Annotated in this window: 10 protein-coding genes, 1 rRNA gene and 1 other RNA gene; 7 read left to right on the top strand and 5 right to left on the bottom strand. The window is 33.9% G+C overall.

Annotated elements, in window-relative coordinates:
* On the bottom strand, positions 1–300 hold a 300-nt coding region (locus P8M54_RS10205), incomplete at its 3' end, for an AAA family ATPase (protein WP_300287723.1).
* A 107-nt stretch (positions 301–407) separates the two neighbouring features.
* Positions 408–716: a hypothetical protein gene (locus tag P8M54_RS10200; RefSeq protein ID WP_300287722.1), complete on the bottom strand. Its 309-nt coding sequence runs from the start codon at positions 714–716 to the stop codon at positions 408–410.
* A gap of 117 nt (positions 717–833) precedes the next feature.
* Here P8M54_RS10200 and rnpB point away from each other — a divergent pair.
* Together rnpB and P8M54_RS10190 are read left to right on the top strand one after the other, a co-directional pair.
* Positions 834–1161: RNase P RNA component class A (gene rnpB, locus P8M54_RS10195), an RNA gene on the top strand.
* 128 nt (positions 1162–1289) lie between these two features.
* Positions 1290–2237, top strand: coding sequence for a 2-dehydropantoate 2-reductase (locus tag P8M54_RS10190; protein ID WP_300287721.1), 948 nt, complete (start codon positions 1290–1292; stop codon positions 2235–2237).
* A 40-nt stretch (positions 2238–2277) separates the two neighbouring features.
* Here P8M54_RS10190 and P8M54_RS10185 read toward each other — a convergent pair whose 3' ends face one another.
* Entirely contained in the window at positions 2278–2883 is a 606-nt protein-coding gene (locus P8M54_RS10185; protein ID WP_300287720.1) for an RsmD family RNA methyltransferase, read from the bottom strand.
* Positions 2880–3701: a DUF3822 family protein gene (locus P8M54_RS10180; protein ID WP_300287719.1), complete on the bottom strand. Its 822-nt coding sequence runs from the start codon at positions 3699–3701 to the stop codon at positions 2880–2882. The genes P8M54_RS10185 and P8M54_RS10180 overlap by 4 nt, the downstream gene beginning before the upstream one ends.
* 258 nt (positions 3702–3959) lie before the next feature.
* Between P8M54_RS10180 and P8M54_RS10175 the strand changes: the two genes are divergently transcribed.
* The 3 genes from P8M54_RS10175 to kdsB all read left to right on the top strand — a co-directional run bounded on the left by P8M54_RS10175 (position 3960) and on the right by kdsB (position 7022).
* Positions 3960–5381 (top strand): AAA family ATPase, encoded by a 1422-nt coding sequence (locus P8M54_RS10175; protein ID WP_300287717.1) that lies wholly within the window; start codon positions 3960–3962, stop codon positions 5379–5381.
* Between the two features lie 94 nt (positions 5382–5475).
* Entirely contained in the window at positions 5476–6195 is a 720-nt protein-coding gene (locus P8M54_RS10170; RefSeq protein WP_300287716.1) for an endonuclease/exonuclease/phosphatase family protein, read from the top strand.
* Positions 6196–6296: 101 nt separating this feature from the next.
* A complete protein-coding gene (kdsB, locus tag P8M54_RS10165; protein ID WP_300287715.1) occupies positions 6297–7022 on the top strand; it encodes a 3-deoxy-manno-octulosonate cytidylyltransferase in 726 nt (241 codons plus the stop codon).
* Positions 7023–7191: 169 nt separating this feature from the next.
* Here kdsB and P8M54_RS10160 read toward each other — a convergent pair whose 3' ends face one another.
* A complete protein-coding gene (locus P8M54_RS10160; RefSeq protein ID WP_300287714.1) occupies positions 7192–8283 on the bottom strand; it encodes a M42 family metallopeptidase in 1092 nt (363 codons plus the stop codon).
* Positions 8284–8364: 81 nt separating this feature from the next.
* Here P8M54_RS10160 and P8M54_RS10155 point away from each other — a divergent pair, with 81 nt between their 5' ends.
* Positions 8365–9057 (top strand): DUF4294 domain-containing protein, encoded by a 693-nt coding sequence (locus P8M54_RS10155; protein ID WP_300287713.1) that lies wholly within the window; start codon positions 8365–8367, stop codon positions 9055–9057.
* Between the two features lie 1031 nt (positions 9058–10088).
* Positions 10089–10222 (top strand): 16S ribosomal RNA (locus P8M54_RS10150); the annotation flags it as partial.

The following is a 10222-nucleotide window of genomic DNA, read 5'->3' as shown; positions in this document are numbered from 1 at the left end:
CACTTGGTCAATTAAATTTCTAATATCATCAACCGAGTTGTTAGAAGCAGCATCTAATTCAAAAACATTAAATGCAAAATCTTCATTAGGATCATCATATCCTGGTTGATTGATTTTTCGAGCAAGAATACGTGCACAAGTAGTTTTTCCTAATCCTCTAGGTCCTGTAAATAGTAAGGCAGAAGCTAAATGATTACTCTCTATGGCATTCAATAAAGTATTTGTAATCGCTTTTTGACCCACAACATCGTTAAATGTTTGAGGACGGTACTTACGTGCTGATACTACAAATTGTTCCATATAATTGAATTCGAAAGCAAATATAGTTTATAATTCAAAGAATGAAAAATTTAAATATTAAAACATTTTAACAAATCAGTTTGCTTTATTTTTCAATACAAATTGGTCTATTTTCTTCCTGAATTACGCTCTTTAATACTAATGTTTACGAGTACTTGAGTCGCTTCGCTGGCTGTATTTGCCGAAAAGCCAGCTACAAAAACTCCTTTTTTACCCGATTTTGATTGAATACCATATACTATAGACTCATCATCGGGGTTAGAATTACCTTCGTACCTATAAATGTGTTTAATTTCATATCGTTCAGGATTTTTTACGATTTGATCTTCATGTAAGTTAAAGTCAAAAGTAAAGCCTTTTTCATTGAGTTCGTCTAGTGCTTTTGAAACGCTTGCATACTTATATATTTGGCTCATAATAACTATATTTAGATTCATAACTAAAATTAAGTATTTTACAATGAACTTATTACAATTTGGTGTTAAACTAATTAAAGTTAAATTAAAATCATTAATTAAAAAACGTAAATTTGCACCACAGACCGCCTTATCGTCGTTTTACTTTTAGAAGTAGGAGGGAGGAAAGTCCGGACACCGTAGAGAAGCGTAGCGGGTAACACCCGTCATCCGTCAAGGCGGATAGGACAAGTGCAACAGAAAGTATGTACAGGTAATGCTGTAGTGAAACCAGGTAAACTCTACGCGGTGAAATACCAAGTATATCAGCATTTAAGGGCGTCTCGTTCGTTGTTGAAGGGTAGGTAGCTTGAGCTTATGAGTAATTATAAGTCTAGATAAATGATAAGGTGACATCGATTTACTTCGGTGTTAACAGAATCCGGCTTATAGGTCTGTTTTTTTTTATTTTTGAGATTCATTCTTCTAATTAGAATCATCGAATAGGTAAACCATCAAGAAAGTATTTTGTTGAGTCAGCTGGCTTAATTAGAAAACTGTTTGATGGTTTATTTTTTAATACCAGTATACATTATGAAAACAAGAATTGGAATTTTAGGTTTAGGAGGAGTAGGTGGTTATTTTGGTGGGCTTTTAGCCAAAACGTATTTCAATTCCGATACAATAGAAATTATTTTTATTGCTCGTGGAGAAACGCAACGACTAATTAAAGCCAATGGCCTTACTATTAAAACCGATGATGCGCTAATCGTTGCTCATCCCTTTTTAGTTTCGAATGATCCAGAAGCAATAGGGAAACTGGATTATATTATTTGTGCTACCAAAACCTATGATATTGAAGAAAGCCTGAATTCAATCCAAAAAAGTTTCAAAAAAAATACTATTGTTTTACCATTATATAACGGTGTCGATGCTCCCGAAAGAATAAGCACGATGTATCCTGATCACGAAGTTTTACAAGGGTGTGTTTATATAGTGTCAATGATCGAAAGTCCAAGTGTTATTCGTAAAATAGGGCCTTTTGAAAAGCTGTTCTTTGGTTCTCCATCAGCACCAATGAATCGGTTGAAAGAACTACAAACGATTTTTAGTAAAGCAGGGATCGAAAGCTATCTTGTTGATGTTATCGAAGATAAAGTTTGGGAAAAGTTTATTTTCATCTCGGCCTTAGCCTCGGCGACCTCGTATTTGGATCAAAATATTGGACAAATTATAGCAACGGATGCAAGTAGGGCAATTTATGTAGAACTACTAAATGAAATCACCATGATTGCGGCGGTCAAAGGGTTGAATTTACCTAACGACATTATTATGCAAACCATATTAAAATTAGAGAAAACACCGCACGATGCTACTTCTTCGATGCACCGAGATCTTTTAGCAGGAGGCAAATTTGAACTTGCTTCCTTAACGGAGTTTGTAATCAATGAAGGGATAAAATATGAGATTGCAACACCTACTTATGACAAGGTTTTTACAAAGTTAAAAGCGCTTTTGCCTTCTGAAAGTAATAGCTACTAGCAAACATAAAAAATCCCTCATTGAGGGATTTTTTTGTGCTTTATTCTTCTTCGCCGTCTTCATCAAAGTCTTCCTCTAAGTCGTCGTCGTGCTCACTATTTTCATCAGATTCAAATTCAAAGAAAGTAAAAATCGATCCTCCGTAACTTTTTTGAAATGAAAAATGAGGCATATGATCAAGCTTTGTATATTTAGAATGTTCAATTATCATCATTCCTTCTTCACTCAGGGTATTTTTTTCAAAAATAAGTAAAACTATTTTCTCAAATGTTGCTTGGTCTAATCCGTAAGGTGGATCAGCAAAAACAATATCGAATGTGGCATTGTTTCGTTCTAAAAATTTAAACACATCGCTTTTAGTTGCTGCGATTGGAAAGTCATACTCAGCGGCAGTTTGCTTGATGAATTTCACGCAACCAAAATCGCCATCAACTGATGTTATAGGTGAACTTCCTCTCGAGGCAAATTCGTAACTTATGTTTCCTGTTCCAGCAAAAAGATCCAAAACTTTTAGTCCTTCAAAGCTGAAATGATTGTTTAAAACATTAAACAGTGCCTCTTTAGACATGTCGGTTGTAGGTCGAACGGGTAATCCTTTTGGCGGATTGATGCGTCTCCCTTTGTATTTTCCTGAAATGATTCTCATGAGTTGAAAAGTATAAAATGATTTCTGTTTTCGGCCTCAGAAAAATAATTGTTCCATCGTAAATCTTCCACATCTATTAACGATACGGTACGAATGTATTTGTATGCGATTTTGTAATAGGCACTATCCTGGTCAATTGCACCAATTAATTCTAGTATGAAATTTTCAGGATTAAGATTAAGTTGTTCTGCAGTAAATAAGATATAGTAAATGAAGTCCTCAGGTGTTATATATTCAAAACTATTAAATAGGAGCAACTTTTGATTTTGAATTACTATAATTTCAAAATGCCCTTCATTAAAATGAACGGTCATTTTTTTATCTTCTTTGTTTTTGGAGGCATCCAATAATTTAGTAACTAAAATACTATTGGCATGTTTGTAATCGAAAGTCCCAAACTTGTCGATAAAAAAGTTATTCATATTCACATACGGAATATAAACCGTATTGATATCGTAATTGGATAAAGTGTCGAAAGCAAAAAAGTCGGTTTCAAAAACTTTAGTGTTGTATTGTAAATAGCTTCCTAAATAATTCTCATCAAATAAAGGCGCCGGAACTAATGTGGATAAATTGTTATTATGAATGATTAAAACATCATCATAGTTGGCTTTTAATTCTTGATATTCCTCAAAAGCGTTAGCAAACAATTCTTCAATTTTGATGTCTTTGTGAAAACGATCAAATCGCAACTCATTATAGGAAGTAATTGTTCCATTTAAAGTATCAAAACAACAGAACGATAAACCATTCAAAGAGACTTGAATAGAAAGTTTCTTGTATAATTTTTCAGTGATATTGATGTTTTGTGAAGTCATATGATGCGCTTTGCAGCAGTTTCGGTCTTTTAAATTCCAGCAGCAAACTTACGATTTTTTTTCTTTCTTAATTTAATATAACAAGCCAAGCTTTACTTTCTTTCTAAAATGTATAGCGTGCAAGTCAGCATCAATTTCATCTTAGGCAATAGTTTAAGGTGCTTAATCCATTTGATTTAAAAAACGATTTACTGTTTAAGGATCAATATAAAATGTAAAGCTTATCTTTGAGGTTCACTTTAAAAAGGATTACCACCTATGATTTCTGCTACCTTTTACAGTCTTTTAAAAAATAAATTTCCTTTTAGTCCGACCTATAATCAAGATATATTTTTTCAGAAGATTGCTATTTTTTTAACCGAAAATCAAAACGACACTATTTTTGTCCTAAAGGGATATGCAGGAACGGGAAAGACTACAGTAATTTCGACCATAGTAAATAACCTTTTAGAAATTAATAAAAAATATGTATTGCTGGCACCAACGGGTAGAGCCGCTAAGGTGATTGCCAATTATTCCGATAAGCCCGCTTTTACAATTCATAAAAAAATATACTTTCCCAAAAAGAATGCTGGTGGTGGATTGTCGTTTACGCTACAACAGAATAAACATAAAAACACCATTTTTATAGTCGATGAAGCATCTATGATCTCTGATGTTGACTCCGATTCTAAAATGTATGCCAATGGTTCTTTACTCGATGATTTAATATCTTATGTGTACTCTGGAACTAATTGTAAAATGATTTTACTTGGGGACACTGCTCAGTTGCCTCCCGTAAGTTTAGAAATTAGTCCAGCACTAGATATCCAGACATTAAGTATGAACTATAATAAAGAGGTCGATTATATTGAGTTAGACGAAGTGATGCGTCAAGAAGAAAGTTCGGGGATTTTATACAACGCAACTGAACTTCGAGAATTATTAAAGGACTCTTTCATAACCGATTTTCAGTTTGATGTAAAAAAGTTCAAAGACATCGTGCGTCTTGTTGATGGATACGATATTCAAGATGCTATCAATAGCGCTTATAGTAATTATAGTATCGAAGACACCGCTTTTATTGTTCGCTCTAATAAAAGAGCCAATCAATACAATGAGCAAATCCGAACGAAGATTCTAGATAAGGAAAGCGAATTATCAACAGGTGATTTCTTGATGGTGGTCAAAAATAATTACTTTTGGTTGAAAGAATCTGACCATGCCGGTTTTATAGCTAATGGTGATATCATCGAAGTTTTAGAAATCTTCAACATTAAAGAATTGTATGGGTTTAAGTTTGCCAATGTAAAAATTAGAATGGTCGATTACCCAGATCAAAAACCTTTTGAAACGGTTTTGCTTTTGGATACTATAAAAAGTGAATCGCCATCACTGACATTTGAAGAGTCTAATAGATTGTACCAAGAAGTCTTGAAGGATTACGAAGGTGAAACAAAATTCAAACAATTCCAAAAGGTAAAAGCCAACGAATATTTTAACGGCTTGCAAGTGAAATTCTCTTATGCTATCACTTGCCACAAATCTCAGGGTGGACAGTGGAATACTGTTTTTATAGAACAGCCGTATTTACCTAACGGAATTGATAGAGATTACATAAGATGGTTGTACACCGCTATGACTCGGGCAAAAAATAAATTGTACCTAATAGGATTTAAAGATGAAAGTTTTGTGGATTAATGATATTTGCAATTAATTATTTAAAACTAATTTTTTTGATGAATATTTCAATTCAAAATCATGGATGTATCAATAACCTTTAAAAGTCAACATAATGAAAATCTTAAGTTGGAATTGTAATGGAGCTTTTAGAAACAAGTTTAAATTTTTGGAATCTTTAAATGCTGATATACTAGTTATTCAAGAATGTGAAAATCCAGCTGAGTCAAAAGATGCAAATTATAAATCATGGGCATCAAATTATTTATGGATAGGTGATTCAAAAAATAAAGGACTAGGTGTTTTTGCAAAAAAGGATATTTTATTAGAGAAATTGGATTGGTCAGATCAATACCAAGATCACAAAGTCAAATATTTTTTACCTTGTCAAATAAATGGACAGTTTAACTTATGTGCGGTTTGGACTCACAAAAATAACTCACCAACTTTTGGGTACATTGGCCAGTTTTGGAAATATCTTCAATTGCACAAGCAAAAACTTACTGATATAATAATCTTGGGTGATTTTAATAGTAATTCAAGATGGGATTCTTGGGATAGATGGTGGAATCATTCTAACGTTGTTGATGAATTAAGTGAAATTGGAATAGAAAGTACTTATCATTCTTTTTACGATGAGAAACAAGGTCAGGAAAAACAACCTACTTTTTATTTACACCGAAATTTAGATAAATCATATCATATTGATTATTGTTTTGCGTCAAATCATATTATTTCAAAAATGCAGAATATTACAGTTGGTGAATTTAAAGATTGGAAACAGTTAAGCGATCATAATCCAATAATTGTAACTTTCGAATTCGAGGAAATATAATTCCACTAAGATATTAGGTTATTAGTAGACATATTTATTAGTCAATTCTTATTTTTGGCAAAGCGAATTGTAAAAAGCAATTTTATTTTTAATCTTATTATATGAAAATTATAGCAGTCATTCCCGCACGTTACGCTTCCACTCGATTTCCAGCAAAGCTTATGCAAGACCTGGGAGGAAAAACAGTGATTTTAAAAACGTACGAAGCTGCGGTAAACACTAATTTGTTTCAGGATGTTTTTGTAGTAACCGATTCTGATTTGATATTCAACGAAATTGTATCTCATGGCGGAAAAGCAATCATGAGTATCAAAGAACATGAATCAGGAAGCGACCGGATAGCAGAGGCAATTGTAAACCTAGATGTCGATATTGTCATCAACGTTCAAGGAGATGAACCTTTCATTAATGCTGAACCGCTAAAAGAAGTAATTGAAGTTTTTAAACAAGACACTGACAAAAAAGTAGACTTGGCCTCTTTAATGAGAGAGATAACGACTAAGAATGAAATCAATAATCCTAACAACGTAAAAGTAGTTGTGGATCAAAGTAGCTTTGCATTGTACTTTTCACGATCGGTAATTCCATATCCTAGAGAAGAAAATGCGGGTGTTCGTTATATGCAGCACATCGGTATTTATGCTTTTCGAAAACAAGCATTGCTTGATTTTTATAGTTTGCCAATGCAATCATTAGAAGCCTCTGAGAAATTAGAGCAATTGCGCTACCTAGAATTTGGTAAGCGTATTAAAATGATCGAAACCACTCATGTTGGAATTGGCATCGACACCCCTGAAGATTTAGCGCGAGCAAGATTACTATTGTAAAATATTTTGCTTAATTTATTTTTGTACTCGGCCTGACCATTGTAATTCATAAATTAATTTGACTTAGATCAACCATAAGAATTATAAAAGCATCATGAATTCATGATGCTTTTTATTTTACCATACTATAAAGTACAACACAATACTAACGTCTTGTATTAAAAGTTAGTTATGATTTGAAATAAGAAAAATTATCATTGTTCTCCAATTTCAATAAAGTCTCATAAATAAGTTTAATTACATTTTCTACGTCATCACGATGTACCATTTCCACAGTAGTATGCATATATCGCAATGGTAAAGAAATTAATGCTGATGCAACACCACCGTTACTATAAGCAAAAGCATCCGTATCTGTTCCTGTAACTCTTGACGAGGCTAATCTTTGAAAAGGGATTTTGTTAGCTTCAGCAGTATCAAGAATTAATTCTCTTAAGTTATTTTGTACTGCAGGCGCATACGTCACAACAGGACCTTTACCTATTTTTGTTTCGCCTTCAATTTTCTTATCGATCATTGGAGTGGTAGAATCATGGCAAACATCTGTTACGATAGCCACATTAGGCCTGATCGTTTTAGTAATCATTTCGGCACCGCGCAAACCTACTTCTTCTTGAACCGAGTTGGTGATATACAATCCAAACGGAAGTTTAATTTTGTTTTCATGTAGTAAACGAGCCACTTCGGCAATCATAAAACCACCCATGCGATTATCAATAGCTCTACAAACAAATTTGTTATCGTTTAATATTGTAAAAGTATCAGGATAAGTAATCACACATCCTACGTGTACGCCCAGCGCCTCAACTTCTGCTTTGGTGTCGCAACCACAATCAATAAATATATTGGTTGGTTTAGGTACTTCTTCCTTGTCGCGCATTCGTGTGTGTATTGCAGGCCAGCCAAAAACACCCTTCACAATTCCTTTTTTAGTATGAATATTGACTCTTTTTGAAGGCGCAATTTGATGATCTGAACCACCATTTCTGATAACATAAATCAATCCATCGTCAGTAATGTAATTTACATACCATGAAATCTCATCTGCATGTCCTTCAATCACCACTTTGTATTTAGCATCAGGATTAATAACTCCTACGGCAGTACCATAAGTATCCGTGATAAAAGTATCAACATATGGTTTCAAATAATCCATCCATATTTTTTGTCCCTCTGCTTCGAATCCAGTTGGTGAAGCATTGTTTAGGTATTGTTCTAAAAAATCAAGTGAAGACTTTTTTAGTATCGTTTGTGTGCTCATAAAAATAATTTTTTGCTAAAATATAACTTTGGTATTACAGTTGTATATATAATGTATAATTTTACAAATAAATTAAGTCTTATGAAACGCATATTTTATATTATTCTCTTTTGTTTCCTGTCATTTGCAAGTAGTGCACAGGAAATTCCGGCTAACCCTAAACAAATGGGTTATGAGCTAAAAGAGACTGATGATGTTCTTAATGATACCATTCAGCTCGAAGAAATAGTGGTGTCGAAGGAAAAGCTAGATCCCGAGGCCAAAAAGCAGTTTCTAATTCTTCAAAATCGAGTTTACCGCACCTATCCGTATGCAAAATTAGCGTCTGAACGACTTACAGCTCTAAATAGGGGAATGGAACGGTTGTCAACAGACAGAGAAAAGAAGAAGTATTTCAAAATTGTTGAGAAATACCTTAATGACGAATTCGAAGCCCAGCTAAAAAAGTTATCTCGTAGTCAAGGCCGAATTTTAGTAAAACTAATCCATCGTCAAACAGGGGTTACTACATTTAATTTGGTCAAAACACTCAAAAGCGGGTGGAAGGCATTTTGGTCTAACACAGCAGCAAGTATGTTTGATATCAACCTGAAGTCTGAGTACGCACCCTTTGTTTCTAACGAGGATTTTTTGATCGAGACCATCCTAACGAGAGCTTTTGAGTCTGGTCGCTTGCAAAATCAACCGCCAGCCAATCCTGTCGATATAGATAAGTTAAATGATTTTTGGGAAAGCAATAAGAAAAACAATACGCTTCAAACGTTAACTAAATAAAACATAAAGCCGAAACTCTTGATTAAGTTGTTTCGGTTTTTTCTTTGGAGCTATTTCCTGCTATCCGTTTCAATCTTTTACGGGGATATAAATCCCCATAAAAGGATTTCCACTGCTATCAGGGCTAGGGGAGTTGTCGTTTTCGAGAAGATCTATGTGTCATTTGAACAACGCTGATTTATTCTCCTTATCTAGTTTTCTTTTATGCCTTATATATAGAAGGAAAAAAGCACCATCAAAACCTAACAACACGGCTCAATAGTCAAATCGCTAAATCTTAGATTCAATAGTTCCATACACAAACTACATATAGTAGCGTAATTATTTATGGAATTCACGATAGACGGTAAATCCACTAAATCCGCCAAATCCGCCTCATCCGCGTTCCCATATCTCCAAGCACAACCACAACCTACACATATACTATTTATATTCAGTACTCACCAAAAACAGCCAACCTACTAAATCACCCTGCCAATAGTTCCAATCACAAATACTTCACATATAAAATTAGCGTTCCAACAGCATCCAAACACCAACAGCAATAGAACAAAACGGTCATTAATCATTCTTTTTTCTTACAATTATAAAAATCACCAAATCTCCACTAGTTGTAATATTGTTGTTTTTCAATGCGTTAAAACTTGCAAAGAAAAAAGATTAAAAAAAGTATGTTATAAAGTATTGTTTAACGGTAAAGACTCACTACTTTTGCACCCGCAACAGCGACAAAGTTCTTTACATAATGACAAGCAAACGAAAAGGGAGTTGAAAATTTATTTTCAAATTATTTTTCAAAAAAGCTTGTGAGAAGTAAAAGAGTTTATTACTTTTGCACCCGCTTCGAGAGTCACGATAAGTGATCAAGGAGGGGAAAAAAAGATACACACGTTCGTAGACATATTGAATTGACAGCCGTTTTAAGAGAGATCTTAAAACAAAAGAATAAGAGTAATGAGATCGAGAGATTAAAGAATGAACCGATAGATCTTCAGTCAAAAATAAATAGCTTAGTAATAGGCGCATAATATACGATGAAGAGTTTGATCCTGGCTCAGGATGAACGCTAGCGGCAGGCTTAACACATGCAAGTCGAGGGGTAGTTGTCTTCGGATGATGAGACCGGCGCACGGGTGCGTAACGCGTATGCAATCTACCTTTCACA

The organism is Flavobacterium sp., from assembly GCF_029242675.1.
Taxonomy (GTDB): Bacteria; Bacteroidota; Bacteroidia; order Flavobacteriales; family Flavobacteriaceae; genus Flavobacterium.
This window is presented reverse-complemented; position numbering and strand designations above follow the sequence as displayed.

What these genes read in the sequence shown, in the direction of transcription:
- P8M54_RS10200 (WP_300287722.1), bottom strand. Translation starts at nt 716, where the DNA reads ATGAGCCAAATATATAAGTATGCAAGCGTTTCAAAAGCACTAGACGAA.
- P8M54_RS10190 (WP_300287721.1), top strand. Translation starts at nt 1,290, where the DNA reads ATGAAAACAAGAATTGGAATTTTAGGTTTAGGAGGAGTAGGTGGTTAT.
- P8M54_RS10185 (WP_300287720.1), bottom strand. Translation starts at nt 2,883, where the DNA reads ATGAGAATCATTTCAGGAAAATACAAAGGGAGACGCATCAATCCGCCA.
- P8M54_RS10180 (WP_300287719.1), bottom strand. Translation starts at nt 3,701, where the DNA reads ATGACTTCACAAAACATCAATATCACTGAAAAATTATACAAGAAACTT.
- P8M54_RS10175 (WP_300287717.1), top strand. Translation starts at nt 3,960, where the DNA reads ATGATTTCTGCTACCTTTTACAGTCTTTTAAAAAATAAATTTCCTTTT.
- P8M54_RS10170 (WP_300287716.1), top strand. Translation starts at nt 5,476, where the DNA reads ATGAAAATCTTAAGTTGGAATTGTAATGGAGCTTTTAGAAACAAGTTT.
- kdsB (WP_300287715.1), top strand. Translation starts at nt 6,297, where the DNA reads ATGAAAATTATAGCAGTCATTCCCGCACGTTACGCTTCCACTCGATTT.
- P8M54_RS10160 (WP_300287714.1), bottom strand. Translation starts at nt 8,283, where the DNA reads ATGAGCACACAAACGATACTAAAAAAGTCTTCACTTGATTTTTTAGAA.
- P8M54_RS10155 (WP_300287713.1), top strand. Translation starts at nt 8,365, where the DNA reads ATGAAACGCATATTTTATATTATTCTCTTTTGTTTCCTGTCATTTGCA.